Raw genomic sequence first — 26,701 nt, forward strand, 5'->3', positions numbered from 1 at the left:
GTGACAGCCCTATGTCAAGGGTGGAAAGGGATTAGTGATATTTATCAAAATACTCTTGTAGCGTCATTTGATGGGGCTCAAAGTTTTCCGTTTGAAGTTCAATCGAAAGTATTCTATCCAATCGAAAAAACCGGAATTCTTTGCGTAAACGACACCAGGCAATCAGGTACCAATTATCTGAGTTCAGAAGTGCAAATGGCTCTATCATTCTTGTCGACTCACTCTCTTCTTTATTCCTATACTCAATCTTCACAAGAAGTTGATTGGTCAATGCGTACTGGATATCTGACAGATTACTACTGCTTCGCTCCTGATTTTTGACCTGGTTATACTGAGTTCGTTCGGCAAGCACATTGGCTTTGTCCTTGAAGGTGTAATTGAGAATTGATTTTATCTTATCGATTGCTTCAGAATAATCCTGAACAAAGGAGGCGTCCCTATTTTTCAAGACCAATTGCTCTGCTAATATCAGGGCATTGGCCTGTTTTTCAGTAAACATGACCGGGGGAACCTTATAACCCTCCATGAGCCTATAGCCCTTTCCTTCTTCGGTTACTACGGGAACTCCGGCACTTTCCAGTGCTTTGATATCCCGGTAAATGGTTCTTTTACTCACCTGGAATTTTTCGGATAATTCAGTCGCAGTGACAATCCTCCTGGTCTGTAATTGAATTAAAACTGCTGTCAGTCGAGATAATCTGTTGACTTCTGAATATTCCATTGATTAATATTTTCTCCGATTTACCCTCTTGTCAATACCAGAAAGCGGAATCTACTCTTACGATTGAGATGAATATGGTGAGTAATGTGAATTTACTCCGCTTCGAAGAAAGACTGAAATAAGATGCCAGTCAATATTCATCCTTCTAATTTAATGGAAACAGTCCCATCCAATGAGATTTTAACCAGGTACAGCCAACTCATTGGACACTCACATTTTTTATGCATTTTTCTCTTATGAAAAGTGTCGTGTTAACCGCCTTACTCCTGGTGCTCATTTCCTGTGAATCAAAAACATTGGAAGAAAAGGAAGGTATTTCTGAAGAACAAGCCCTCTCTACTATCGAAAACTTCTTTACAGCTTTAGGCTCTGCCGATACGCTGCTCATGCAGCAGAGTCTAACCCATGACTTTTACATGTTTGAACATGATGAAGTATGGACGATCAATGAACTACTGGAATTAATGCCTCTGACCAAAGGGAGGAAATGGTCTTTTAAGGAAGTTCGGTTTGAATCTGCCGGGCATGCGGGTCATATTACCTATTTCAACCAGGGTGTTATACCGAGTGACAGAAGTTGGCTGGAAAGTGCTCTGCTGATCAATGAAGATGGTAGTGTGAAGATTAAATTCCTGCACTCCACCAAACTGTACCTGAAATAAAAAAGCCCCAACTTTTTCAAGTTGAGGCTTCTAATATTGTCAGAAGTGAATTACTTCACTTTATCTACTACTGCTTTGAAAGCTTCAGGGTGATTCATGGCCAGGTCAGCTAACACTTTTCTGTTAAGCTCAACACCTGATTTACCAATTTTACCCATCAATTGAGAATAAGACATACCGTGCTCTCTGGCTCCGGCATTGATTCTTTGAATCCACAATTTTCTGAATTCTCTCTTCTTTGCTTTTCTGTCTCTGTAAGCGTAAGTGAGACCTTTTTCAACTGCATTCTTGGATACAGTCCATACGTTCTTTCTTCTTCCCCAATAGCCCTTGGCTAACTTGAGTACTCTCTTTCTTCTTGCGCGAGATGCTACTGAATTTACTGATCTTGGCATTTTTTTGTTGTTTTTGATTTTTGGCGACCAGTACAAGACTGATACTTAAGACCAAAACTCCGGTTAAACATAAACCTTCAAGGTTTTTTTTAAATGTTGAGCATGTGCTTAACGTTGTTCTCATCAGACTTGTCAACCAAGCCCATGTGAGTAAGATTACGTTTCTGCTTCGTCTCTTTTTTAGTCAGGATGTGGCTTTTGAAAGCATGCTTTCTTTTGATTTTGCCAGTTCCTGTCAATTTGAAACGTTTTTTAGCTCCAGATTTAGTTTTTACTTTAGGCATTTTATAAATATTAGTTTTACTAACTTTTCTTACCAGCTGCTTTAGGAGCCAAAAACAGGAACATTCTTTTTCCTTCCAGTTTTGGTAGTTGCTCTACCTTGGCATATTCTTCCAGGGCCTGAGCGAACTTGAGCAAGAGAATCTCTCCTCTCTCCTTATACACAATTGTTCTTCCCTTAAAGTGAACATAGGCCTTAACCTTAGCTCCTTCCTTCAGGAAGTTGACCGCATGCTTAAGCTTGAACTCGAAATCGTGATCATCCGTGTTAGGTCCGAATCTGATTTCTTTGATTACAGTTTTCGAAGCTTTGGCTTTGATCTCCTTCTGCTTCTTCTTCTGTTCGTACTTAAACTTTGAGTAATCAATAACTTTACAAACAGGCGGATCCGCTTTTGGAGAAATTTCTACAAGGTCTAGACTTTGGTCCTTAGCCATTTGTAGGGCCTTACTTGTGGGGAAAACCCCTTGCTCTACGTTTTCTCCTACCACGCGTACCTGGCGGGCAGTAATCTTTTCATTAACCTTGTATGGTTCTTCTACCCGACCTCTTGGTGGGTAGCGTCTTCTCATTTTAGCGATTGTTACCTCCTTGTTTTGTTAAAATGACTGCAAATATCGGCATAATTTTCTAATAATCAACACCCCTCTTCAATCAGTTTTTGAGATTATTGACCGAGAGAGGCTGCTTTTTCTTTGTTAAAATAAACAATGAAATCGTCAATTGACATACTTCCCTGATCTCCCTGACCATGTTTTCTGATAGAAACCTCCCTTTGTTCGGCTTCTTTTTCTCCCACAATCAGCATAATCGGTATTTTCTTCACTTCAGCATCTCTGATCTTTCTACCGATTTTCTCATCTCTATGATCAATAAAACCGGTGATATCAGCTTCTTCCAATACAGAGTAAAGCTCCTGAGCATAATCAGCATATTTTTCAGAAATAGGCAGAATAGCCACCTGATCAGGAGTTAACCACAACGGAAACTCTCCGGCACAGTGTTCAATGAGTACCGCAACGAATCTTTCCAAAGAACCAAATGGGGCTCTGTGTATCATTACAGGTCGGTGCTTCTGGTTATCCGAACCGGTATATTCCAGTTCAAACCTTTCAGGAAGCGTATAGTCTACCTGGATAGTACCCAGTTGCCACTTTCTACCCAAAGCATCTTTCACCATAAAGTCCAGCTTAGGGCCATAAAAGGCTGCTTCTCCCAATTCAGTCACTGTATTGAGTCCTTTCTCCGCAGCAGCTTCCTGAATTGCGCTTTCAGCTTCTATCCAGAGCGCATCGTCACCAATGTACTTTTGCTTATTCTCCGGGTCACGTAAGCTGATTTGTGCCACATAATCCTCAAAACCAAGCGATGAGAATACGTACAGTACCAGATCAATTACCTTTTTAAACTCTTCTTTCACCTGATCGGGACGACAGAAGATATGTGCATCATCCTGAGTAAAGCCTCTTACACGAGTCAGTCCGTGTAATTCTCCACTTTGCTCGTAGCGATACACTGTACCAAATTCTGCCAATCTCAGTGGCAGGTCTTTATATGATCTCGGCTTCGAGTTATAAATCTCACAGTGGTGAGGACAGTTCATTGGCTTCAGCAAGAACTCCTCTCCTTCACTCGGTGTCTGGATAGGCTTAAATGAGTCCTCACCATATTTCTCATAGTGACCTGAAGTCACATACAGGTTCTTATGACCGATATGTGGAGTCACTACAGGTTCGTAACCTGCCTTTACCTGAGCTTTTCTCATGAAAGACTCAAGGCGCTCTCTCAATCTGGTTCCCTTCGGCAACCACAGAGGCAGACCCATTCCTACTTTCTCAGAGAAAGTAAAGAGTTCGAGTTCCTTACCTAATTTTCTATGGTCCCGCTTTTTAGCTTCTTCCAGGTTATGGAGAAACTCAGTCAACTCTTTCTGCTTAGGAAAGGTAATTCCATAAATACGGGTGAGCTGTTTTCTTGTCTCATCACCTCTCCAGTAAGCGCCCGCCACATTCAACAGTTTTACTGCCTTAATGAAGCCGGTATTAGGAATATGTGGTCCACGGCATAGATCGGTAAATCCGCCCTGGGTATAGAAAGTGATGGAACCGTCTTCCAGTCCATCGATCAATTCCAGTTTGTATTCGTCACCTTTTTCAGTGAAATACTGGATGGCATCAGCTTTTGAGACTTCCTTTCTATCGTAGGTGTTTTTCTCTCTGGCCAGTTCGAGCATCTTCTTCTCGATATCCTCCAGATGATTGGCATCGAACTCCTGATCTCCAAAGTCTACATCATAGTAGTATCCCTGGTCTATTGAAGGACCGATTCCCAGTTTGATTCCTGGATAAAGTGACTCAAGTGCTTCAGCCATTAAGTGAGCTGATGAATGCCAGAAGGTGGCTTTTCCATCATCATCATTCCAGGTGAGCAATTTAAGACTTGCATCGCTGTTGATGGGTCTATCGGCATCCCAGACTTCTCCGTTTACTTCAGCGGATAATACGTTTCTGGCAAGGCCTTCACTGATACTCAGTGCTACATCCATGGCAGAGGCCCCTTGAGGGTATTCTCTTACACTGCCATCGGGTAAGGTGATTTTGATTTTTTCGTTACTCATTTTAATCTTTTTCCGATGCTACAAACCATCGGTTTTGCTTAAAATCTATTCAGGCTGCAAATATGCAATATTAATCTGCAAGCACTCAATGGAGCCGTAATTAATTGATTAAAGACTTAGGTTAAAGCTTAATTTGATAGCGGAATTATTCACACCGGGCTTATCGAGATAGGTAAGTCTTCTGATATAGTCGACCCGGAAGAATTTGAAAATGTTTTCAACCCCTACTCCTACCTCAGCGAAAGGCCTGCCGTTTTCCAGCACATCAAACTGAGGCAACGGGTTTCCGCTTTCATCCTGCAGTGCCTGAACGTCCAAGGTACTCTGACTTACTCCTCCAAATAGTACATTACCGGTTCCTACCAATCTCCATTTGAGCTTCCTGATTAAAGGGACTCTGTTAAGGATGAAGCCTTCGAATTGATGCTGGTACCTCAGGGAGGCATACGACTGGCTCACAAACTCAAAGAAGTTCATGGTGTTAAAGGCAATATTGGTGTAAACAAACTGCTCATTACCAATGTGTGCATTCAGCATGGTGTATGGCAGGTCTTCGAAGGTATGACCTGCATTAACCTGATAGGTAGAAATTCCCCAGAAACCCAGCTTCAATCGTTGTGAGACGCCCAGGTTCACCCGGGTATAGTCAAAGTCTCCACCGGCTACTCCTTTGAATCCACGGGTAACAGAAACGAGGAAGGTTGGCCAACGAAGAGTACCCAGACTGATTCGGTTGTTATCATTGATAATGAAGGCCTCGTCTCTGGCATATTTAAGTCTTAATGTGACTTCTGATGTGGCATAGTCACTGCCTAATGGTGAATCAGGCCTGTTTAACTCTGTTCTATATCTGAATGGAAACTCAGGATGGTATTCCGTGTACTTCAATCTGATACCGGCTGAAAAGGCTCTGGAAAACTGTCTGAATGCTCCAAACTGGTAGCCCTCATAGCGGAAGGGTCGCACCAGGTTACCCAATTGTGTCAATGCCAGGAAAGCACTGCCGCTTTCAATATCTGTGAGCGCATCGGGTTGAATACCGTATTGATCGACATCTTTTCTGTACTGGGCATCGAGGACTGTCCAGTGGTCACGGTCGGCTATCATTTTAGTGCCCACTCCGTACTTGAACTGCTCATCATCGAAACCATAAGCGACATATCCATTGAACTGCCACTTCCTGCTGAAGTTCTCATTGGTTCTACCTCCGACTCTCAGTCTGAATCCTTCAACATCATTATTCCCCACCAGGAATGGCCATGGCCCTAAATCCAGTTGTCCTACTTCTACATAACCTCTGGCAAAGGTCTTGGCCAAAGTGGTCCAGGTTTTGACAATCGGAATGTTTTTGAGGGTATCGATCATGGAGATCACATTGACTTCTGTTGGTGTCAGCTTATCATGGCGACTGTCTTCCCAGAACTGCTCATCGGCTATTCTGGCATCTTCTGCCAGTTCAATGGCTCTTTCAAAGAACTTTAAATCTCTTGGCTCGGTAACTTGCAGGTTCTTATTGGAAGTGTAAAACTTAGCGAGGAACCCGGCTGATTTATTGGTGATCTCAGCGACATCTACCAATACCCTGGTTTTGACAGGTAACCATGCTTCATTATTCACCCTTTCCAGCTCTTGCTGGATTTTAATCTTTTCAATAAAGTTGAGGTTGGCCGTACGTTGCACCGTTGCATCGATCTGTTTAAGGGCATAGCCCTCTTTAGCAATCCACATATTCCCCAGGAAGGCCAACTCCTGATCATTCTTTGGTTTAAAATTGATCAGGTAACAGAATTCATCGCCCAAATAGACAGAGTCTTCCAGCTCATAATCATAGAGCAACCTCCAGCCATCAGATATAGGTGAAGCGAATTCTCTCTCCACAATATTCATTCGGTTCTGATAAAAATTGTATTGCTGAAAGGATGAACCCACGACCTGTGAAATGAGGCTACCGTCTTCAATACCCACTCCGGTAATCTTTGTTCTTTGGACATGTTCTTTGGACAATCTTGGGTCTGAGCGATAATAGAAAGTCGATAGTGATTCAGAGATAAATAGTGGCAGAATGGGCTTTCCATCTTCACCGGCAATGATCTCGATCGAATCCAGCACAGCAGTAATCTTCTGCATGAACTTCTTCTGCTTCAGCCTCTCAGATATATTATCTATATCTATCTCAATCTTATTGTAGCTGTCGTACTCATAAGCCTCCAATCTTCTCTTATCATTGTTGCCTTTGTTGTCAATCACCTGTCTGATGATTTCCCAGGCCGGATTTTCCACTTTACCGGCAGTCACCACGAAATCTCCCAGTGATGTCGCTTCCGGTTTTAACTGAAAGTCTATGACCTGTGCTATACCTTTCTGATACAGTTTCTTTTTGGTTTCATAACCGATATAAGAAACCACGAGTGTATCGGTTTCTGCATCGCCTTCGATCTTGTAGAAGCCATCGAAGTCTGTGGCTACGCCTATTGTGGTGCCTAAAAAATAAACGCTGGCAAAGGGAATGGGGTCTCCCGTCTCAGCATCAGTCACTTTTCCTTCCAGCACAGTTTGAGACCAACCTATAGAACAGAGCAGGTTGAAAAAGATAATTACCAGTGTTGTTGTTGATTTCAATTTTGAGTTTTTAGTCGTAGAACCTTATAACGCCTTAACCTTTTAGGTGATGCATTTCAGAATTCCAATTTTGTGCAAACGTTAGTTATCTTCGGAATGTTCCGAAATAAAATTTTTGATGTGCAAATCTGCTCTTTTTACGATTTGCTGATACCATTTGTACTTTAATTCTTCTTTATCTTCTTCACTTAACTGCCAGCTAACAGCACTTTCGCGAATCCGGCTTACCAACTCATTTAATATCAGTGCTGCACTTACTGACACATTAAAAGACTCGGTAAAACCATACATTGGAATATGTACCAGTTCATCGACATGCTCTCTGGCATAGTCTGAAATACCATCCTTTTCCGTACCGAATACAAAAGCAATGGGTTCAGTAATATCCAATGTCTTTATAGATGCAGATTCTTTGTCTGGGGTTGTACCAATAAGGCGGTATTTTTTCGATTTCAGCAGGTTAAAGCACTTCTCCGTGCTATGTTCCTCTCTTTCAAACATATGGAGATCAAGCCATTTAGAGGCTCCCCTGACTACGTTGGGATTGACATTATAATTGTGCAGGTTTTGTGTGACATAAACATCCTGAATACCAAAACAATCACATGTTCGCATAACAGCACTGGCATTATGGGGATGGTAGAAGTCTTCCAGTACCACTGTAATATGTCTGGTTCTTTCTGCCAGTACGGATTCTATCAGTTGCACCTTATTCTCAGTCACATATTCTTCCAATCGCTGAATAAGGTATTGTTTTAATTCTCTTTGCATAAAAAAGGTTGCCGGAAGAAACTCCAACAACCTAATAAGATGAACAAACAATAATATAACAACCTTAACCCTAAAGGTTTACATTCTTGTAAGTCTAAAACAATCAGGATATTGGAGACCCTTATAGTCCTCAAAAATGATTATAATTTTTGAGGACTATAAGGGTCTGGTAATTTACTTATTTAAAAAAGGTCGATGGTTTCACCTACACCATAACTACCTCCCGACTTTTTATCATCGTCTTTCTTAGGTGCTTCGCCTGATTTTGGATCTTCCTTCTTTTCTTCCTTCGCCTCAGATTTTGCTTCAGGCTTTTCCTCAGGCGTTACTTCTTGTTTTTCTACCTGTGGTGTCGCTTCTGCTGAAGCCTCGGGCTTATGCACCTTTTGTACCTCTTTGCTGTCAGTACTTCCTTCTTCCTCTTCGACCTCAGCATTAGGCTTAGACTTCTTGTTGCCCAGTAACACTACCTTCTTCACGCTGTGCGGAGAAAGCTTGTTTCCTGTTGCCTTCCAGCCTTTGATATCAATCAGCATATCTACATCATAGGTAGAAGTCTTCCTTTCCCTGGACCCTTTCACCGTGTAGTGCACTTCAATTTGAGCTGAATCTTCTGTAGTGGCCATCAACAGCTTAGCGCCTTTTTCTTCGCTAATAAAGCAGAAGCGCTTATCGAGGGTTGAGGTTTCTATCTGGAAACGCTTGATGTAGTGTGCCCCAGATGCCGGATCATAATGAACTGCGGCAATGGCCTTTTCTGCATCAAACTTCTCGATCAAATGAATTTTATCTGGTTCATAGCGATTAGTGAGATCGAAAGTGGTCAATTCATACTCCCCTGAATTGTAAATAACCAGAATCTTGTCTTCGGCCTGGAAATTACCCAGCAGATCTCCTCTTTCATCGCGGTTGAGTCTTCCTACTGAATCATCGTACCAGATGTCAAGTCCGCCTAAGGTAGACTTACCTTCCATTTTCAACTGGACTTTCCTCACCGGATACTTGGTAACAATGTTTCCTCCGGCTCCCCTACCTTTAATTTCAATATCAGCAAAGCTGAAGTCAAAGACTTTAATGCGGGCTTTAGCACCGGAAGTCAGGTAAATAGTAACTAGTTCGGCTTCTCCATTCGGATTGGCAGTGAAGTAAATCACCTTAGAGCCTCTCTCCCCTTTGGTCAGGTCATATTCCTTATCTCTGGTAATGGCCAACACCTGGAATCGCTTCACCATGGTTCTGCCACTCTTACCATCTAGGTACATCATATTGTAGACCATTCGTTCGTCATTCTTATTGAAGACTCCGGCCCACAGAATGTCTTTACCCACAAAGACTTTATCCGAAATTCTGACTACCTGGAACTTACCATCCCTCCTGAAAACAATGATATCGTCAATGTCGGAGCATTCACAAATGAATTCGTCCTTCTTAAGTCCATAACCAATAAAGCCTTCGGCACGGTTGACATAAAGCTTGGCATTATTAGCCGCTACTACCGTGGCAGCAATATTTTCGAATGATTTGATCTCCGTCTTTCTCTCCCTGCCTTTGCCATATTTCTCCAGTAGGTTCTGATAGTAGGCAATAGCGAAATCAACCAGATTGGCCAGGTTATGCTCTACCTCTGCCAGCTCTTCTTCCAGCTTACGCATGAGCTCATCGGCCTTAAATGAGTCAAACTTAGAAATACGCTTAATCTTAATCTCCGTTAAACGGATAATGTCATCGCGGGTAATCTCTCTGTAGAAGTCGGCTTTGAAAGGATCCAAACCTTTATCGATGGTCTCGATAACTGATTCCCAGGTTTCACATTCTTCAATGTCTCGGTAAATCCTGTTCTCAATGAAGATCTTCTCCAAAGAAGAGAAGAGTATTTTCTCCAACAGCTCTCCTTTTCTGATCTCCAATTCCTGACGCAGCAACTCAACGGTCTGCTCGGTATTGATTTTCAGAATTTCATTGACACTGATAAAGCGTGGTTTTTCATCAATAATAACACAGGCATTGGGGGAAATGCTCAGTTCACAATCTGTGAAAGCATAAAGGGCATCGATGGTAATATTAGGTGACTGACCCGGAGCCAACTCAACCAGTATCTCTACGAACTCAGCCGTGTTATCTACTACCTTCTTAATCTTGATCTTTCCTTTGTCATTGGCCTTAATGATGGAATCGATCAGGCCGGTAGTGGTAGTACCAAAAGGAATATCTTTAATGATAAGTGTCTTCTTATCCAGTTCTTCAATCTTGGCTCTGACCTTTACTTTTCCTCCTCTGAGACCGTCATTGTACTCTGAGAAATCGGCCATACCTCCTGTTGGGAAGTCAGGATAGATTTTCGGTTTCTTCCCTTGAAGTATCTTGATTGAAGCCTGAATCAACTCCACAAAGTTGTGCGGCAATATTTTGGTTGAGAGGCCTACGGCAATTCCTTCCACGCCTTGAGCGAGTAAAAGAGGGAACTTAACCGGCAAAGTAACTGGCTCCTTCTTTCTTCCATCGTAAGATAGCTGCCAGTTAGTGGTCTGCGGGTTGAAAACCACCTCCAGGGCAAATTTGGATAGTCTGGCTTCGATGTATCTCGGTGCTGCGGCACCATCTCCGGTACGGATATCGCCCCAGTTCCCCTGGGTTTCGATCAACAGATCCTTTTGCCCGAGGTTGACAATAGCATCACCAATAGAAGCATCACCATGCGGGTGATATTGCATGGTCTGACCTATGATATTGGCTACTTTATTGAAGCGGCCATCATCCATTTCTTTCATGGAGTGCAAAATTCTTCGTTGCACCGGCTTGAAACCATCTTCTATGGCAGGTACTGCCCTCTCCAGAATTACATATGAAGCGTAATCGAGAAACCAATTCTGATACATTCCTGATACAGGAATCTTCTCCTTAATTGCTCCGTCTTCTTCGTTGATGTTGTCTAAGTTATCTTCGCTCATGTCAGTATCAGAATTCTCTGAATCAGAGAATTACTTAATTATACTTCGGATTAAACATCAGTTTATACTCTAAGCTTTTACTTCCAAAGTTGATCAACAGACCTCTTGGAAAATCATAGGCTACGGTATAGTTCTTGGCCTGAGCCAAATGAACATCCTCTAACTGTACCACAGCCTTTAGCTCTAAAATCAATTTACTTTCAATAATAAAATCAGCCCTTCTAATCCCAACCTCTATACCATCATAATAAACAACCTGCTCCTTCTCCCGCTGGAAACCTATTCCAGCGTTTCTAAGCTCAATGGCCATACATCTTTGGTATATCACTTCCTGAAAGCCGGGACCCATTGTGTTATGAATCTTCATTGCACAACCGATAACCGAATATGTCAATTCATCTTTAATCATATCCTGAGAATTCTCACATACTGAGAATTCTGCTCCTAGCCAGTTATGACTTCCTCAGCCAGATCTTTCTCTACGCGGAGGTTGTCTATGATGAATTCCTGTCTGTCCGGAGTGTTCTTACCCATGTAGAACTTCAGCACTTCATTGATGCTGGTATCTTTCTTCAAAATAATCGGCTCCAATCTCATATCGGGGCCAATAAAGCCTTTGAATTCATCAGGTGAGATTTCTCCTAACCCTTTGAATCGGGTAATCTCAGGCTTATTGCCCAACTTATTGATGGCAGCCTGTCTCTCTTCATCGCTATAGCAATAGATGGTCTCTTTCTTATTCCGGACCCTGAATAATGGAGTCTCCAGAATATAGACATGTCCTCTTCTGACCAGGTCAGGGAAAAACTGGAGGAAGTAGGTCAGTAATAATAACCTGATGTGCATACCGTCTACATCAGCATCGGTCGCAATAACGATCTTATCATACCTGAGCCCTTCGAGTCCGTCCTCAATATTCAAGGCATGCTGAAGCAGGTTGAATTCCTCATTCTCATATACCACTTTCTTGGTCTGACCGTAGCAGTTGAGGGGCTTACCTCTTAAACTGAATACCGCCTGAGTCTGAACATTTCTCGATTTGGTGATGGATCCACTGGCAGAGTCTCCTTCTGTAATGAAGAGTGTTGTGGCATTCTTCATGTCCTCATCACCCTTCTTATCATCGAGGTGGATTCGACAGTCTCTTAGTTTCTTGTTGTGCAGGTTAGCTTTCTTGGCTCTTTCATTGGCCAGCTTCTTAATTCCTGCAATTTCTTTTCGTTCTCGCTCTGATTGAAGGATTCGTTTCAGTAGTGCTTCGGCCGTTTTGGCATCCCTGTGCAGGAAATCATCCAGCGCTTTTTTCACAAAGTCATTGACGAAAGTCCGCATGGTCGGTCCATCGGGAGCCACATTTTGTGAACCGAGCTTAGTCTTGGTTTGTGATTCAAACACAGGTTCCTGTACTCTGACCGCAATAGCCCCTACAATGGATGCTCTGACATCCGTAGCATCGAAGTTCTTATTGTAAAACTCACGGACTGTTTTCACCAAAGCTTCTCTTAACGCAGCCTGATGGGTTCCTCCCTGAGTGGTGTACTGACCGTTCACAAATGAATAATAGTCTTCTCCGTACTGATTGGTATGCGACAGAGCAATTTCAATATCTTCTCCCCTTAAGTGGATGATGGGATAGCGAAGGCTATCGACATCTGTCTTACGCGACAGGAGGTCATACAATCCTTTTTCAGAATGGTACTTGACTCCGTTGAAGTTGATGGTCAAACCTGCGTTGAGGAAACAGTAGTTCCAGATCAGATCATCGAGGTATTGGGGAATAAAGTGGTAGTTCTTGAAGATGGTTTCATCCGGACGGAAGACAATGGCTGTACCATTTCTGCCACTGGTGGTCGTTTCCTTGGCATCGTTGACGATTTCCCCTCTTTCAAACTCAGCTACCTTGGTTTTACCATCGCGGTAGGATTGTACTTTGAAGTAGGTCGACAGGGCATTCACCGCCTTGGTACCCACACCATTCAGTCCTACAGACTTCTGGAAGGCTCCACTATCATATTTTCCACCGGTATTGATCTTAGAAACACAGTCGACTACTTTCCCCAAGGGTATTCCCCTACCATAGTCACGGACTTCAACTTTATGCTCGGAAACCTTCACATCGATGGTTTTACCAAAACCCATCATGTGCTCATCGATACAGTTATCGATGATCTCCTTTACCAATACATAAATTCCGTCATCCTGGGCCGACCCGTCACCCAATTTTCCGATATACATACCGGGTCGAAGTCTGATGTGTTCTTTCCAATCGAGAGACCGAATACTATCTTCGGTATAATTCGCTACTTGATCTGCCATTCAGAATTTCAAAACTTTAGTTCGATGTCAACGCAGCACTCTTTTGTGCTCATCAAAGTCGGAAGTTAGAATTAAAAAACTAAAAATGCACGTGGTCTGAAAATGCCTCGGGCATTTCTTATTGATGTCCTCTGAAAATGAGAGACTTAATTTAGGATCGCCTTTTTCCCAACAGTACAGCGAGGTAAAAAAACCAGGCTATAATCAGGATTGGCCCCAGATAAACATAGAAACCAAGGGTTGGTGACTCATGTGATTCTGCCAGGTTCATCAAGCCCAGGAAGAACATAATGAGCGCAAAGAAAAGATTCAGAATTCCGGTGAACCCTTTAGTCCATGTAATGAGGTCCAGCTTCAGTGATCGGTTTCTCAAACCAACTCCATCTTCTGAGGTGGTGATCTTCTTCAGGGTCTGAATAAAGACAGCGCAAACGGCATTCGCGAAGATGAAGATGCCCATGGCTCCAAAGAAATACATATTCCTGTCTACCATATAAACCGGGTCACCATTCGTGTCAAACCGATACGTAACCTGTCCAACCATATAGGCATAAGACCATAATAAAGCTGCTAAAAACAGTAAATAACTCACTGTTCTGAAAAACCCGATGAACTTATCCATATCTCCTCAAATTCTGCGCGAAGATAAGGATTTGACTGTGAGTTTTATTTTGTTTTGACCAAAATGAAGAAAAGCTCTTAATTTAAGGTAAGATTAATGCCATGAATCTGGATCCTACTGTTATTGCTATTCCGGTTTACTTTCTCCTGATAGGACTGGAACTGATAGCACATCGGTATCAGTCGATTAAATCTTATCGACTGAACGATGCCATTACTAATATCAACTGTGGAGTTACCTCACAGGTAAGCGGTGCCTTTCTGAAGGTTTTCACTATTGGTTTTTACACCTTCCTCTATTCGCAGTTCAGACTGACCACCATTGAGAACTCGGCCTTTACCTGGATTGTGGCCTTTATCGCCTACGATTTCTTTTATTACTGGGCGCACCGCATGAGTCATGAAGTGAACCTCTTCTGGGGAGGTCATAGTGTTCATCACCAAAGTGAGGAGTATAATCTGTCTGTGGCACTGCGCCAGAGCTCGACACAGACTATCTGGACTTTTATCTTCTACTCTCCTATGGCCATAGCTGGATTTGATCCGCTGATCTTGTTGTCTGTTTCAGGCTTCAATCTGCTTTATCAGTTCTGGATTCATACAGAGGCCATTGATAAACTGCCCAAATGGTTCGAGGCTGTCTTTAACACGCCATCGCATCACAGGGTACATCACGCCCGAAACCCGAAGTATATCGACAAGAATCATGGCGGCACTTTTATCGTCTGGGACAGGCTCTTCGGCACGTTTAAGGCTGAGGAAGAGCGACCTACCTATGGCATCACCAAAAATCTGAATAGCTGGAATCCCGTCTGGGCCAATGTTTCACATTATGCCGATATGTGGAAGGACATTCAATCCATTCCAAAGCTTGGTGATAAGTTCCGGTATGTCTTTCATAAGCCGGGATGGTTACCGGAGTATATGGGCGGATACAGGGCTCCCTATGATATTGATAAAGACAACTACAAGAAATTCGACCTAAGTGCGGCTAAAGCCGTGAATACTTATGTTTTCGTGCAATACATTGTGCTTTTAGCTGGCACTGCTCTCTTTCTGTTTAATCTGGAGAGTTTTGAAAACAACCTGCTACAGAAGTCTGTTCTTGCCCTGATCATCATTGTTTCGACAGTGAGTTTCGGGGCGATGTTTGAAAGCAGAAAATGGGCTTTTGCACTGGAAGTCACACGCCTGGTGCTGACTCCTGTAAGTTTATTCTATTTCATCCCCGGACTTCAAACACAGTCCTTACCTTTGATGGCAATTCTGGTTTATGCTGTTGGTTCACTGATCTGGACAGTGTTACTCAGAAAATCTATCATTAAACCTGTTAGTCTGAAAGCGTGAAAAAGACACTTTTCATTATCCTTTTAATCTCATCTACCCTATTAAGCTGTACCAAATCACTCGACCTGGGTGACTTTGATGCTGAAAAATGGAAATCTGATCCTGAGGGCTGTCAGAACATCAGACCTGAAATGGTTGATGATTTGCGTGAGTTGAAACCCAAGTTACTGGGCTTATACCAAAAGTCGGTGATCAAAGCACTGGGACAACCGGAAAGAGAAGAACTTTACGAACGCAGTCAAACCTATTACATCTACTCCATCGACCCATCTGAGAAATGTGATAATCAGGTGAACACCGAACCGAGAGAGCTAAGAATACGCTTCACAGCACTGGGAATAGCCAATGAGGTGAATATCAGATAGTTTGAACTAATATTTTAGTGAACTACAATCGTTTGAAATCATCTTCTACTAATTGACTTTTTTAAAGAATATAATTTCTCTAATTCAAAATAATTCATATCTTAAAGTCAAGATTATCAGGCTAAATGATTTATTGACTCATGTGCAATCGTTTACACTGCCGCGTCAGTAAGATAAATTAGCTTAGGTTAGTTTTAGTTTTATAGGTAGTTTAGGTGAAGGTTAGCTCCTCCTCAGGCTAACCTTCCACTGTTTTCAGGCGGATCTCATAATCGAATATTTCTATCTTCCCAGCCTTGTACAATCCACCCAGCACCCTTTTGAAGTTCTTTTTACTAATACCGAACTGGTCCTGAATTTCTTCGGGAGAACTTTTATCTCCCAGGTCAAGGGTTCCACCATTATCTACTATGGCCTGATAGATATCGTCTGAAGCATCGGTTACTGCTTCATAGCCTTGTTTCTGAAGACTCACATCGATCTTACCATCTTCTCTGATGTGCTTGATGTAGGCTTTCTTATTATCACCAAGATTGATTTTTTCGAAGATTTCATTGTTGTAGACCAGCCCTACATATTGACTATCGATCACCACCTTGTAGCCAAGGTCTGTCCGCTGCCAGATGACGACATTAACTTCTTGTCCTTCTTCCAGGTCTTCGGCCTGATCGAGCAGGAAGGTGCCAATCTTAGTAGAGCCAATCATCCTGTTCGTCTTATAATCCAGCAGAATCATTACGGCATAGGCACCATCTTCTCTCATCGGTGCCTGCTGCTCTTTATTAGGAATGAGCAAGTCTTTCTCTAATCCGTTATCGACAAAGGCTCCGAAGTCAGTCACCTGCTTCACCTTCAACCCAACGATATCTCCCACCTGTCCGTAAGGCCAGCGGGTTACCGCAATAGGACGTGACATATGATCTGTGTAGACAAATACTTTGAGCTTGTCTCCTATCTCGTAATTTTCAGGAAGGTACTTTGCCGGGATAAGCACTTCTTCTTTCCCATCGGTTAAATAACAGCCAAATTCAACTGATCTGGCGATTTCTAATTCCTGTATTTTACCTATTTCCATATCTTCCTATTGCAGCAATTTGTATTTTCAATGTGCCAACAAAAGTACCATTAATGACATTCTAATTTTCTATTCTTGCGCAAACAATTCAAAATAGCATACACAATTGGCCTGATGTTGATCATTCAGGGAGCTCTACTGGCACAGAACACGCCTTACCTGGCCTCAACAGACTTCAATGAAAGTATGAGAGGAAACGAAAGGTTTCGGGTAGCTTTTTACAATGTCGAAAACCTCTTCGACTATTTTGATGATAGCTTAACGCTGGATGACGCTTTCCTTCCACGAGGTGAGAATCACTGGACTAAGGCGAGGTACGAGTTGAAGCAGCAGCACATAGCCAAGACCATTGCGGCCATGGGTGGCTGGGAAGCACCCGAGCTCATTGGCTTATGTGAAGTAGAAAACCGCTTTGTACTGACTACCCTCACCCAATTCACCCTCTTAAAACCGATCGGATATGAGATTGTCCATCAGGAATCGCCAGACCGAAGAGGGATTGATGTAGCCGCACTTTATCGACCGGATAAGTTCGAGTTACTGGATTACTTCTACTATCCCCTTCGTTTCCCCAGTGACAGCACCAGCCGTAGTCGCGATATACTGCACCTGATCGGTCGACTGCCAAATCAGGATACCCTGCATTTCTTCGTTAACCATTGGCCTTCTAAGTTTGGTGGTGAATTTGAGACGCAACCTAAGCGAATGTTTGCAGCGCATTTCCTGAGGTTGAAAGCAGATTCAATTATGGCCAGAAATTCTAAAGCCAACATCATCATTACCGGAGACTTCAACGATGAGCCTTATGAAGAAAGCATGACAACAGGCCTGAACTTACAGACTGATATAGAGCTACTTCAAGCCAATGACCTCTATAACCTCATGTACCCGATCAGGTACCTTACGGGGACGCATAGCTTTGAGAATGAATGGGGTGTTTTAGATCAGTTCATCGTGAATGGCAGGCTGATGGATCCCACTCATTCAACCCATATTTTCAGGCAAACTGCCCAGATATTCGATATGCCCTTTCTTATTATGGAGGGTGCTACAGGAGCTACCAGGCCTTTCAGAACCTATCAGGGACCTAAGTACATTGGCGGTTACAGTGACCACCTCCCTATTCTTATGGATTTGGTATTGAGATAGCTGTTAAGCCAGCTTTTTCAGCAAGGCTTCAATTTCCTGTTTGGACGAATGTTTCTCTCCATCCACCAAAGCTGCACTATGGTATTCTCTGGCTTCCAGGCTCAACATCAGGTTGATATTAGCCAAACGAATGCCACCACCCGGCATAATGATGACATCATCATCTGCCTCTTCAATAAGCTCTCCCAATAATTCATAGCCTTCCACAGCAGTAGCTGCTCCACCGGAGGTAAGCACACGTTGCACGCCCAGTTCACGCAGGGTATCGAGGGCTTCAAAAGGATTCTGGACGGCATCGAAAGCCCTGTGGAATGTCACGTCCATATAGCCTGCTTCCTGCATCAGTTCGTATACCATGCGCTCATGGATCTTTCTATCCGGAGTCAATGCACCGATGACCACCCCTTCGCAGCCCATTTTGGCACAGAGTGACACATCTTCTTTCATCTGCTCCAGCTCAAGCAGGCTATAGCAGAAATCGCCCGACCTTGGCCTGATCAGTACGTAAACCGGTATCTCCACCATTTCCTTCACCAGCTGAATCATGCCTTTACTGGGGGTAAGACCTCCCACAGAAAGCTCCATACACAATTCAATCCGATCAGCTTTGGCTGAGTGGGCATTTAAAGCAGACTCTATACTGCCCGCGCAAACTTCTAATAATGGCATAGGTGGAATATCCTGTTTTTGAAAACAATAAAAGTAGATGATGCGATTATATTTGTGCAAACGAAAACTAACCAAAAGATAGAAAATGGAGAATATTTCAGTAATCGGTTCAGGAACTATGGGCAATGGCATTGCTCATGTATTCGCTCAAAGTGGTTTTAAAGTTAATCTGGTAGACATCTCTCAGGATGCGCTGGACAGAGCCCTTAAGACTATTGAGAAGAACCTGGACAGAATGTTGGCCAAGGAAAAAATTGATGAGGCTACCAAAACAGCTACCCTATCCAATATTACTACACACACCGACCTCAAGACAGGTGTGGCTAATGCTGACCTGGTGGTGGAAGCGGCTACAGAAAATGTAGATATCAAACTGAAAATATTCGAAGATCTGGAAGCCTATACCAAGCCTGAATGTATTCTGGCTTCCAATACCTCTTCTATTCCGATCACTAAAATTGGTTCTGTTACTAAAAGAGCTGACAAGGTAATTGGTATGCACTTTATGAATCCGGTTCCTGTCATGAAGCTCGTAGAGGTAATCAGAGGTTATGCAACTTCTGACGAAGTGACCCATACCATTATGGAGGCTTCCAAAAAATTAGGCAAGGTGCCTGTGGAAGTAAATGACTATCCGGGCTTTATTTCTAACCGTATTCTGATGCCTATGATCAATGAGGCCATCATTTCTCTTTTCGAAGGAGTAGCCGGTGTGGAAGAAATTGATACCGTGATGAAACTGGGCATGGCTCACCCTATGGGCCCATTGCAGCTCGCTGACTTTATTGGTCTGGATGTATGCCTTTCTATTATGAATGTACTGTACGAAGGCTTCGGCAATCCGAAATATGCGCCATGTCCGCTATTGGTGAATATGGTGACTGCAGGTTATCTGGGAGTGAAATCTGGCGAGGGCTTCTACAGCTGGACGCATGGTACCAAGGATTTGGTGGTTTCGGGGCAGTTTAAGAAATAGTTAAGAGAATTATCATTCCCTAGTCCCGAGTTATCAGGAGGAATCTCAAAAAGCCCACGATCGAAACAGTGGGCTTTTTTGATTGGCTGGAAATGATAAACCTTATATTATTGAAATATAAGAGTCATATTTATAGTTTGTACAAAGCATAATATCCTTTGTTCTTTTTCAATTTGAACCATTTACAAGTAATATAATCGACAGAGACGTTGAGTTTCAGTCAATTAGAATGATGACATAAATCAAGATGACAAGTATAAATCAAAGAACTGAATTACAATCCAAAATATGGAAAATAGCTAATGAAGTACGTGGATCGGTAGATGGATGGGATTTCAAACAATTCGTTTTAGGAACACTCTTTTACCGCTTTATTAGTGAGAATTTCACGAATTACATTGAAGGTGGTGATGAAAGTATTGATTATGCTAGTATGTCTGACGACATAATTACACAAGAAATAAAAGAGGATGCTGTCAAAACGAAAGGCTACTTTATTTATCCAAGTCAGCTTTTTGTAAATATTGCCAAAACAGCCAATTCAAATGCTAATCTCAATACCGACCTAAAAGCCATATTTGATTCCATTGAAAGTTCCGCAAATGGATATCCATCGGAACAAGACATTAAAGGGTTGTTTGCGGACTTTGACACTACCAGTTCACGACTTGGAAATACTGTAGAAAGTAAAAACGATCGTCTAGCGAAAGTGATCAAAGGGGTGGAAGAATTGAATTTTGGGAAATTCGAAGACAGCGAGATCGAACTATTTGGTGACGCCTATGAATTCCTTATTGGTAATTATGCTGCCAATGCTGGAAAATCTGGGGGTGAATTCTTCACTCCTGTCCATGTTTCAAAACTCATTGCTCAGTTGGCCATGCACGGACAGACAACCGTCAACAAAATTTATGATCCGGCAGCAGGCTCTGGCTCATTGCTTTTACAGGCAAAACAGCACTTTGATAAACACATCATTGAGGAAGGTTTCTTCGGACAGGAAGTAAACCACACCACCTACAACTTGGCTCGTATGAACATGTTTTTGCACAACATCAATTATGACAAGTTTCATATTGTATTGGGCGATACACTACGAGATCCGCATTTGGGCGATGAAAAGCCGTTTGATGCCATCGTATCTAACCCGCCATACTCGGTAAAATGGATAGGTGATGATGACCCTACCATGATTAACGATGATCGTTTTGCTCCTGCTGGTGTACTCGCTCCAAAATCCAAAGCTGATTTTGCTTTTGTTTTACATGCCTTAAGTTACCTATCTAGTAAAGGACGGGCTGCAATTGTCTGTTTCCCTGGTATTTTTTACCGTGGTGGTGCAGAACAGAAAATCAGAAAATACCTAGTAGATAACAATTATGTAGAGTCTGTCATCTCATTGGCTCCAAACTTATTCTATGGCACATCAATAGCGGTAAACCTTCTGGTACTTTCCAAGCATAAAACCGAAAACAAAACTCAGTTTATTGATGCTAGTGGTGAAGATTTCTTCAAGAAAGTAACCAACAACAATGTGATGACGGATAAGCACATTACAAAGGTCATGGAAATGTTTGCTAACAAAGAAGAAGTAGCACATGTGGCTACCGCAATTGACAATACCAAGATTGCAGAAAACGATTACAATCTTTCAGTAAGCTCCTATGTGGAAGCAAAGGACAACCGAGAGAAGATCAACATAGTCGAATTGAATAAGGAAGTTTCAAAAACGGTGGAAAAGATCGACCAACTACGTGCTGATATTGATGAGATCATAAAGGAGATTGAGGCATGAGTTTTTTAGAAATATTGCTTGAAAGTGAGATGGTGGAGTGGAAAGCACTTGGGGAAGTTTTGACTTTAAGAAATGGCAAGGACTACAAAAGCTTTAAAACAGGAAATATTCCTGTGTATGGATCTGGTGGAATTATGACATATATAGATACTTCTGTCTACGATAAACCTTCTGTATTAATACCAAGAAAGGGATCGCTTAGTAATTTATACTATGTTGATACCCCATTTTGGACTGTGGATACAATATTTTGGACAGATATAAATACCGATATAACGAACCCTAAGTATGTATACTACTACCTTCAAGCACAACATCTTGAAGAACTTAATATGGCAGGTGGAGTACCTAGTTTGACGCAATCAATTCTCAATAAGGTTCCGATTCCCATTCCATGTCCATATAATCCTAAAAAGTCGCTTGAAATCCAAAAAGAAATTGTTCGTATTCTGGATACATTTTCAGAGCTTACAGCAGAGCTTACAGCAGAGCTTACAGCAGAGCTTACAGCTCGTAAAAAGCAGTATAGCTATTATCGGGAGCAGTTGTTTAGGTTTGATGAAGGTGCTGTTGAAAGTGAAACCTTGGGGAATTTAGCTGACAATTTAGACTCAAAAAGAAAACCCATAACAGGTGGCTTCAGAGAGACTGGAGACATACCCTATTATGGGGCTTCGGGAATTGTTGATTATGTGAAGGATTATATTTTTGATGGTGATTTTTTATTGGTCTCAGAGGATGGAGCTAATCTAGTAGCCAGAAATACTCCGATAGCATTTAGTATAAGTGGAAAGAGTTGGGTAAATAATCATGCCCATGTGTTGAAATTCAATACATATGCAGAAAGAAGGTTTGTTGAATACTATTTAAACAGTATTGATCTCACTCCTTATATATCTGGGGCAGCTCAACCAAAACTAAATAAGAAGAATTTAAATAGTATTAAAATACCAAATCCATCACTACAGGAAAAGGTACGCATAGTTTCCATCCTTGATAAATTCGATATTCTCACAACTTCCATTAACGAAGGATTGCCAAAAGAAATAGCGTTGAGACAGAAGCAGTATGAATACTATAGGGATAAGCTGTTAACCTTTTCTGAAGACGCGATAGAATCTTAAAAAAATGGCACACACATTAACACAAATTGCAGAGAAGCTAAGGGATGCAGACAAAAAAGTACAGCTTATTTATGCCTTTAATGGTTCTGGAAAAACACGCTTGTCTCGTGAGTTCAAAGAGTTCATAGCTCCAAAGAATCCTGATTCTGAGGATGAATCAAGACCTAAAGTGCTCTACTACAATGCATTTACAGAAGATTTATTCTATTGGGACAATGATTTGGAAAATGATACCGATAGAAGGTTAAAAATCCAATCAAATAATTATACTCACTGGGTATTGGTAGACCAAGGACAAGAGCTAAACATAAGTACTCATTTTCAACGCTACACCAATGATAAATTGACACCAAAATTCAAAGAGGACTTCTCTGAAGTGCGATTCGCATTTGAAACAGGTGATGACTCAGGTTCGGAATATGTCAAAATATCGAAGGGCGAAGAAAGTTGCTTTATCTGGAGTGTCTTTTACAGCCTATTAGATCAAACCATAAGTGAACTGAATAAGGCAGAAGAAACCGACCGAGAAACAGATCAATTTAATGATTTACAATACGTATTCATTGATGACCCTGTGAGTTCATTAGATGACACCCATCTAATCGAATTAGGAGTTGATATTGCAAAGCTGATTAAATCCAGTACTTCGGAATTGAAGTTCATTATAACCACACACAACCCTCTATTTTATAACGTACTCTTCAATGAATTCAATCGAGTAGGTAGAACTAGGAAGTGGCGTTTAGAAAAATTAATTGATGGTACATTCAATCTAGTTGACCAACCAAAAGACTCACCATTCTCCTATCACTTATTCCTTTTGTCCGAGCTTGAGAAAGCAATTGTCTCGGGACAAATTCAGAAATTCCATTTTAATTTTCTGCGAAATATATTCGAAAAGGCCTCTACCTTCCTCGGTTTTAACAAGTGGGAAGATTTACTTCCAAGTGACGCTCGTGAATCCTATTATAATCGTATCATCAATCTGTCGAGTCATTCAAAACATCACGGGGAAGAAGTTTCGATATTAGATGAAAATGACAAAAGAGTATTGGGTTTCTTAGTAAGAGAGATCATTATAAAAATATACCGGTTCAAGCCAACTATTGCAGAAGCAGAAACTGAAGAAAATGCCACATTATAAAACCATAGCGGAATCTAAAAACTTTATCATACTCGATAAATACACGAAGTATTCAGAGGTAAATGAAGCTCCTGCCATCTACCAAACAGAAACAGCTCTAGAACGTGAGTTTATACAAGACCTTGTGAATCAAGGCTACGACAACCCCAAAGAGCTGAATACCCTTAATGCCATGTTGGCGAATGTAAGAGTGCAACTACAGGCACTGAACAACATGGAGTTTAAAGATGGTGAATGGGCACGTTTTGTTGAGGAGTATTTGGACAAACCTGGAGATAGTATTGTAGACAAAACAAGAAAAATACACGACAACTATATTTACGATTTTGTATTTGATGATGGTCATATACAAAACATCTATCTGGTAGATAAGAAGAGCATCATTCGAAACAAAGTTCAGGTAATCTCACAATTCGAACAGAAAGGGACTCATTCCAATCGCTATGATGTAACTGTTTTGGTTAATGGTTTGCCTCTTGTACAAATAGAATTAAAAAAGCGTGGTGTTGCCATCCGTGAGGCTTTTAATCAAGTGCATCGCTACAGCAAAGAAAGCTTCAATAGTGAAAATTCACTTTTTAAGTATTTGCAGTTATTTGTTATATCCAACGGAACTGACAGTCGTTATTTTGCCAACACTGTGAAACGAGATAAAAACAGCTTTGACTTTACAATGAACTGGGCAAAAGCTGACAATTCGTTGATAAAGGATCTAAAGGATTTCACGGCCACTTTCTTTCAGAAACATACCCTGTTAAATATACTTCTAACTTATTCGGTATTTGATGTGAGCGATACGCTACTCATTATGAGACCTTATCAAATTGCAGCAACAGAACGAATATTATGGAAGGTCAAGAGTTCATACGAAGCAAAAAAATGGTCCAAACCCGAAAGCGGTGGATTTATTTGGCACACTACGGGTTCCGGCAAAACCCTGACCAGTTTTAAAGCAGCAAGACTCGCTACGCAGCTTGAATTCATTGACAAAGTCTTCTTTGTAGTAGACCGTAAGGATTTGGACTTTCAGACCATGAAAGAGTACCAACGGTTCTCTCCAGACAGTGTAAACGGTTCAGATAGTACCGCTGGTTTAAAGAGGAACCTTGAAAAGGATGACAACAAGGTTATAGTTACGACAATTCAGAAACTGAACAACCTCATGAAAAGTGAGGAGGATTTACCTGTCTATCAAAAGCAAGTTGTATTTATCTTTGATGAAGCACATCGCTCACAGTTCGGTGAGGCACAGAAGAACCTCAACAAAAAGTTTAAAAGGTTTTATCAGTTCGGTTTTACAGGAACTCCAATATTCCCTGAAAATGCTCTAGGTGCAGAAACTACTGCCAGCGTATTCGGTCGTGAATTACACTCTTATGTCATAACTGATGCTATTAGAGACGAAAAGGTTCTCAAATTCAAGGTAGACTATAATGATGTACGTCCTCAATTCAAGGGTATAGAAACAGAACTTGATGAGAACAAACTAAGCGCAGCAGAAAACAAAAAAACTCTACTTCACCCTCTTCGAATCAAAGAAATTTCTCAATACATCCTTCAGAATTTCAGACAAAAGACACATAGGACCCGAGGGATCAATACAGGTTTTAATGCCATGTTTGCCGTAAGTAGTGTTGATGCCGCCAAATGCTATTATGAGGAACTGAACAAACTGCAAAAGGAAAACGACAAGCCTTTGAATATAGCCACCATTTTCTCCTTTGCTGCCAATGAAGAACAAAATGCTATTGGTGAGATAGTGGACGAAACCTTTGAGCCATCAGCAATGGATCAGAGTGCAAAAGAGTTCTTGACCAAAGCGATTAACGACTATAACGCTATGTTCAAAACTAGTTATGGAGTTGAAAGCAAAGAATTTCAAAACTACTATCGTGATCTTGCCAAGAGGGTAAAAAGTAAAGAGGTTGACCTAATTATTGTGGTCGGTATGTTCTTAACAGGCTTTGACGCCCCTACTCTAAATACATTGTTCGTTGATAAAAACCTTCGTTACCACGGTTTAATGCAAGCTTTCTCACGTACCAATCGTATTTATGATGCTACTAAAACCTTTGGGAACATTATCACCTTTCGCGACTTAGAAAAGCCTACAGTGGATGCTATTACCCTGTTTGGGGATAGTAGTACTAAAAATGTGGTACTCGAGAAAAGTTATAAGGAATACTTGGAAGGTTTCACGGACATTGTCACTGGAGAAGCCCGAAGAGGCTACATTGAAGTAGTAAGAGAATTAAACCAAAAATTCCCTAACCCAGATGAAATAGCTAAAGAAAAAGACAAAAAGGAATTTTCTAAGCTCTTTGGTGAATACTTACGAGTAGAGAATATTCTCCAGAATTATGATGAATTCACACACCTCAAAGCACTCCAAGAGATTGATTTAAGCGATCCTTTAGCACTTCAAAACTTCAAGGAAACTTACTTTCTGGAAGACGAGGATATTGCCACCATGCAAAAAATTGAGTTGCCAGCTGAGCGCACAATTCAAGATTATCGCTCTACTTACAATGATATTCGTGATTGGTTAAGAAAGGAGAAAAGTGGTAAAGAAGCTGAGGAATCAAATATTGATTGGGATGATGTAGTCTTTGAAGTAGACCTGTTAAAATCACAAGAAATAAATCTCGATTATATCTTAGAATTGATTTTTGAGCATAACAAAAAAACAAAAGACAAAGCCTCATTAGTTGAAGAGATTCGCAGGGTTATTCGAGCAAGTATCGGAAACAGAGCAAAAGAGAGCTTAGTCGTTGATTTCATTAATCAAACAGAACTTGATTCTATTCAAGACAAAGCTGGTATTATTGATTCCTTCTTCAATTATGCACAAGGGAAACAAAAAGCAGAAGCATCGGAATTAATAACTGAGGAAAATCTAAATATTGAAGAAGCAAAACGATACATCTCTGCCTCTTTGAGACGAGAATATGCAAGTGAGAACGGAACAGAACTCAATACACTTTTACCCAAAATGAGCCCACTCAATCCTCAATATTTAACAAAAAAACAAACCGTTTTCCAGAAAATAAGTGCTTTCGTGGAGAAGTTCAAGGGAGTTGGTGGTCAAATTTGATTCCTCAAAC

General features: G+C 41.5%; 22 protein-coding genes. 9 read left to right on the forward strand and 13 right to left on the reverse strand.

What is annotated here, in order from left to right:
• Window positions 1-31 precede the first annotated feature (31 nt).
• On the reverse strand, window positions 32-721 hold the full coding sequence (locus tag ACOOEY_RS00885; RefSeq protein ID WP_420386776.1) for a helix-turn-helix transcriptional regulator: 690 nt from the start codon (window positions 719-721) through the stop codon (window positions 32-34).
• 236 nt (window positions 722-957) lie between these two features.
• Between ACOOEY_RS00885 and ACOOEY_RS00890 the strand changes: the two genes are divergently transcribed.
• Entirely contained in the window at window positions 958-1,383 is a 426-nt protein-coding gene (locus ACOOEY_RS00890; protein ID WP_420386777.1) for a hypothetical protein, read from the forward strand.
• Window positions 1,384-1,433: 50 nt separating this feature from the next.
• Here ACOOEY_RS00890 and rplT read toward each other — a convergent pair whose 3' ends face one another.
• The 10 genes from rplT to ACOOEY_RS00940 form a co-directional block, all read right to left on the reverse strand.
• Window positions 1,434-1,778, reverse strand: a complete 345-nt coding sequence (gene rplT, locus ACOOEY_RS00895; protein ID WP_420386778.1) for a 50S ribosomal protein L20 — start codon at window positions 1,776-1,778, stop codon at window positions 1,434-1,436.
• A gap of 89 nt (window positions 1,779-1,867) precedes the next feature.
• Window positions 1,868-2,062, reverse strand: a complete 195-nt coding sequence (gene rpmI, locus ACOOEY_RS00900) for a 50S ribosomal protein L35 (RefSeq protein WP_420386779.1) — start codon at window positions 2,060-2,062, stop codon at window positions 1,868-1,870.
• A 19-nt stretch (window positions 2,063-2,081) separates the two neighbouring features.
• The gene (gene infC / locus ACOOEY_RS00905; RefSeq protein ID WP_420386780.1) at window positions 2,082-2,633 is read right to left on the reverse strand and encodes a translation initiation factor IF-3; all 552 of its coding nucleotides are present in this window, start codon (window positions 2,631-2,633) and stop codon (window positions 2,082-2,084) included.
• 95 nt (window positions 2,634-2,728) lie between these two features.
• Complete coding sequence (gene thrS, locus ACOOEY_RS00910) at window positions 2,729-4,678, reverse strand: threonine--tRNA ligase (RefSeq protein WP_420386781.1); 1,950 nt, start codon at window positions 4,676-4,678, stop codon at window positions 2,729-2,731.
• Between the two features lie 108 nt (window positions 4,679-4,786).
• Complete coding sequence (locus ACOOEY_RS00915) at window positions 4,787-7,297, reverse strand: DUF5686 family protein (RefSeq protein ID WP_420386782.1); 2,511 nt, start codon at window positions 7,295-7,297, stop codon at window positions 4,787-4,789.
• Window positions 7,298-7,378: 81 nt separating this feature from the next.
• Window positions 7,379-8,068 carry a TrmH family RNA methyltransferase gene (locus tag ACOOEY_RS00920; RefSeq protein WP_420386783.1) on the reverse strand — a complete coding sequence of 230 codons (690 nt, stop codon included), beginning with the start codon at window positions 8,066-8,068 and terminating at the stop codon, window positions 7,379-7,381.
• 182 nt (window positions 8,069-8,250) lie between these two features.
• Window positions 8,251-11,016 carry a DNA gyrase/topoisomerase IV subunit A gene (locus ACOOEY_RS00925; RefSeq protein ID WP_420386784.1) on the reverse strand — a complete coding sequence of 922 codons (2,766 nt, stop codon included), beginning with the start codon at window positions 11,014-11,016 and terminating at the stop codon, window positions 8,251-8,253.
• A gap of 34 nt (window positions 11,017-11,050) precedes the next feature.
• Window positions 11,051-11,425, reverse strand: a complete 375-nt coding sequence (locus ACOOEY_RS00930; protein ID WP_420386785.1) for a GxxExxY protein — start codon at window positions 11,423-11,425, stop codon at window positions 11,051-11,053.
• A 35-nt stretch (window positions 11,426-11,460) separates the two neighbouring features.
• A complete protein-coding gene (locus ACOOEY_RS00935) occupies window positions 11,461-13,332 on the reverse strand; it encodes a DNA topoisomerase IV subunit B (RefSeq protein WP_420386786.1) in 1,872 nt (623 codons plus the stop codon).
• Between the two features lie 151 nt (window positions 13,333-13,483).
• Window positions 13,484-13,954, reverse strand: a complete 471-nt coding sequence (locus tag ACOOEY_RS00940; protein ID WP_420386787.1) for a hypothetical protein — start codon at window positions 13,952-13,954, stop codon at window positions 13,484-13,486.
• Between the two features lie 101 nt (window positions 13,955-14,055).
• On the opposite strand from ACOOEY_RS00940, the gene ACOOEY_RS00945 reads away from it, so the two are divergent.
• Both ACOOEY_RS00945 and ACOOEY_RS00950 read left to right on the forward strand, forming a co-directional pair.
• Window positions 14,056-15,300, forward strand: a complete 1,245-nt coding sequence (locus ACOOEY_RS00945) for a sterol desaturase family protein (RefSeq protein ID WP_420386788.1) — start codon at window positions 14,056-14,058, stop codon at window positions 15,298-15,300.
• Window positions 15,297-15,665: a hypothetical protein gene (locus ACOOEY_RS00950; protein WP_420386789.1), complete on the forward strand. Its 369-nt coding sequence runs from the start codon at window positions 15,297-15,299 to the stop codon at window positions 15,663-15,665. The genes ACOOEY_RS00945 and ACOOEY_RS00950 overlap by 4 nt, the downstream gene beginning before the upstream one ends.
• A gap of 238 nt (window positions 15,666-15,903) precedes the next feature.
• Here ACOOEY_RS00950 and ACOOEY_RS00955 read toward each other — a convergent pair whose 3' ends face one another.
• Window positions 15,904-16,740, reverse strand: a complete 837-nt coding sequence (locus ACOOEY_RS00955) for a S1 RNA-binding domain-containing protein (RefSeq protein ID WP_420386790.1) — start codon at window positions 16,738-16,740, stop codon at window positions 15,904-15,906.
• A gap of 75 nt (window positions 16,741-16,815) precedes the next feature.
• Here ACOOEY_RS00955 and ACOOEY_RS00960 point away from each other — a divergent pair, with 75 nt between their 5' ends.
• Window positions 16,816-17,889 carry a hypothetical protein gene (locus ACOOEY_RS00960; protein ID WP_420386791.1) on the forward strand — a complete coding sequence of 358 codons (1,074 nt, stop codon included), beginning with the start codon at window positions 16,816-16,818 and terminating at the stop codon, window positions 17,887-17,889.
• A gap of 3 nt (window positions 17,890-17,892) precedes the next feature.
• Here the strand turns inward: ACOOEY_RS00960 and ACOOEY_RS00965 are convergent, their stop codons facing one another.
• Window positions 17,893-18,558: a copper homeostasis protein CutC gene (locus ACOOEY_RS00965; RefSeq protein ID WP_420386792.1), complete on the reverse strand. Its 666-nt coding sequence runs from the start codon at window positions 18,556-18,558 to the stop codon at window positions 17,893-17,895.
• Window positions 18,559-18,643: 85 nt separating this feature from the next.
• On the opposite strand from ACOOEY_RS00965, the gene ACOOEY_RS00970 reads away from it, so the two are divergent.
• From ACOOEY_RS00970 to ACOOEY_RS00990, 5 genes are all read left to right on the forward strand, one after another.
• On the forward strand, window positions 18,644-19,534 hold the full coding sequence (locus tag ACOOEY_RS00970; protein WP_420386793.1) for a 3-hydroxybutyryl-CoA dehydrogenase: 891 nt from the start codon (window positions 18,644-18,646) through the stop codon (window positions 19,532-19,534).
• Window positions 19,535-19,781: 247 nt separating this feature from the next.
• Window positions 19,782-21,329, forward strand: coding sequence for a type I restriction-modification system subunit M (locus tag ACOOEY_RS00975; protein WP_420386794.1), 1,548 nt, complete (start codon window positions 19,782-19,784; stop codon window positions 21,327-21,329).
• Entirely contained in the window at window positions 21,326-22,453 is a 1,128-nt protein-coding gene (locus ACOOEY_RS00980) for a restriction endonuclease subunit S (RefSeq protein WP_420386795.1), read from the forward strand. The genes ACOOEY_RS00975 and ACOOEY_RS00980 overlap by 4 nt, the downstream gene beginning before the upstream one ends.
• A 4-nt stretch (window positions 22,454-22,457) precedes the next feature.
• On the forward strand, window positions 22,458-23,597 hold the full coding sequence (locus ACOOEY_RS00985) for a hypothetical protein (RefSeq protein ID WP_420386796.1): 1,140 nt from the start codon (window positions 22,458-22,460) through the stop codon (window positions 23,595-23,597).
• A complete protein-coding gene (locus ACOOEY_RS00990) occupies window positions 23,584-26,691 on the forward strand; it encodes an HsdR family type I site-specific deoxyribonuclease (protein ID WP_420386797.1) in 3,108 nt (1,035 codons plus the stop codon). Before ACOOEY_RS00985 ends, ACOOEY_RS00990 begins: the two co-directional genes overlap by 14 nt.
• The last annotated feature ends 10 nt before the right edge of the window (window positions 26,692-26,701 follow it).

Origin of the sequence: Roseivirga sp., assembly GCF_965216855.1 — a bacterium.
Classification (GTDB): domain Bacteria; phylum Bacteroidota; class Bacteroidia; order Cytophagales; family Cyclobacteriaceae; genus Roseivirga.

What these genes read in the sequence shown, in the direction of transcription:
- ACOOEY_RS00885 (WP_420386776.1), bottom strand. Translation starts at nt 721, where the DNA reads ATGGAATATTCAGAAGTCAACAGATTATCTCGACTGACAGCAGTTTTA.
- ACOOEY_RS00890 (WP_420386777.1), top strand. Translation starts at nt 958, where the DNA reads ATGAAAAGTGTCGTGTTAACCGCCTTACTCCTGGTGCTCATTTCCTGT.
- rplT (WP_420386778.1), bottom strand. Translation starts at nt 1,778, where the DNA reads ATGCCAAGATCAGTAAATTCAGTAGCATCTCGCGCAAGAAGAAAGAGA.
- rpmI (WP_420386779.1), bottom strand. Translation starts at nt 2,062, where the DNA reads ATGCCTAAAGTAAAAACTAAATCTGGAGCTAAAAAACGTTTCAAATTG.
- infC (WP_420386780.1), bottom strand. Translation starts at nt 2,633, where the DNA reads ATGAGAAGACGCTACCCACCAAGAGGTCGGGTAGAAGAACCATACAAG.
- thrS (WP_420386781.1), bottom strand. Translation starts at nt 4,678, where the DNA reads ATGAGTAACGAAAAAATCAAAATCACCTTACCCGATGGCAGTGTAAGA.
- ACOOEY_RS00920 (WP_420386783.1), bottom strand. Translation starts at nt 8,068, where the DNA reads ATGCAAAGAGAATTAAAACAATACCTTATTCAGCGATTGGAAGAATAT.
- ACOOEY_RS00925 (WP_420386784.1), bottom strand. Translation starts at nt 11,016, where the DNA reads ATGAGCGAAGATAACTTAGACAACATCAACGAAGAAGACGGAGCAATT.
- ACOOEY_RS00930 (WP_420386785.1), bottom strand. Translation starts at nt 11,425, where the DNA reads ATGATTAAAGATGAATTGACATATTCGGTTATCGGTTGTGCAATGAAG.
- ACOOEY_RS00935 (WP_420386786.1), bottom strand. Translation starts at nt 13,332, where the DNA reads ATGGCAGATCAAGTAGCGAATTATACCGAAGATAGTATTCGGTCTCTC.
- ACOOEY_RS00940 (WP_420386787.1), bottom strand. Translation starts at nt 13,954, where the DNA reads ATGGATAAGTTCATCGGGTTTTTCAGAACAGTGAGTTATTTACTGTTT.
- ACOOEY_RS00945 (WP_420386788.1), top strand. Translation starts at nt 14,056, where the DNA reads ATGAATCTGGATCCTACTGTTATTGCTATTCCGGTTTACTTTCTCCTG.
- ACOOEY_RS00955 (WP_420386790.1), bottom strand. Translation starts at nt 16,740, where the DNA reads ATGGAAATAGGTAAAATACAGGAATTAGAAATCGCCAGATCAGTTGAA.
- ACOOEY_RS00965 (WP_420386792.1), bottom strand. Translation starts at nt 18,558, where the DNA reads ATGCCATTATTAGAAGTTTGCGCGGGCAGTATAGAGTCTGCTTTAAAT.
- ACOOEY_RS00970 (WP_420386793.1), top strand. Translation starts at nt 18,644, where the DNA reads ATGGAGAATATTTCAGTAATCGGTTCAGGAACTATGGGCAATGGCATT.
- ACOOEY_RS00975 (WP_420386794.1), top strand. Translation starts at nt 19,782, where the DNA reads ATGACAAGTATAAATCAAAGAACTGAATTACAATCCAAAATATGGAAA.
- ACOOEY_RS00980 (WP_420386795.1), top strand. Translation starts at nt 21,326, where the DNA reads ATGAGTTTTTTAGAAATATTGCTTGAAAGTGAGATGGTGGAGTGGAAA.
- ACOOEY_RS00985 (WP_420386796.1), top strand. Translation starts at nt 22,458, where the DNA reads ATGGCACACACATTAACACAAATTGCAGAGAAGCTAAGGGATGCAGAC.
- ACOOEY_RS00990 (WP_420386797.1), top strand. Translation starts at nt 23,584, where the DNA reads ATGCCACATTATAAAACCATAGCGGAATCTAAAAACTTTATCATACTC.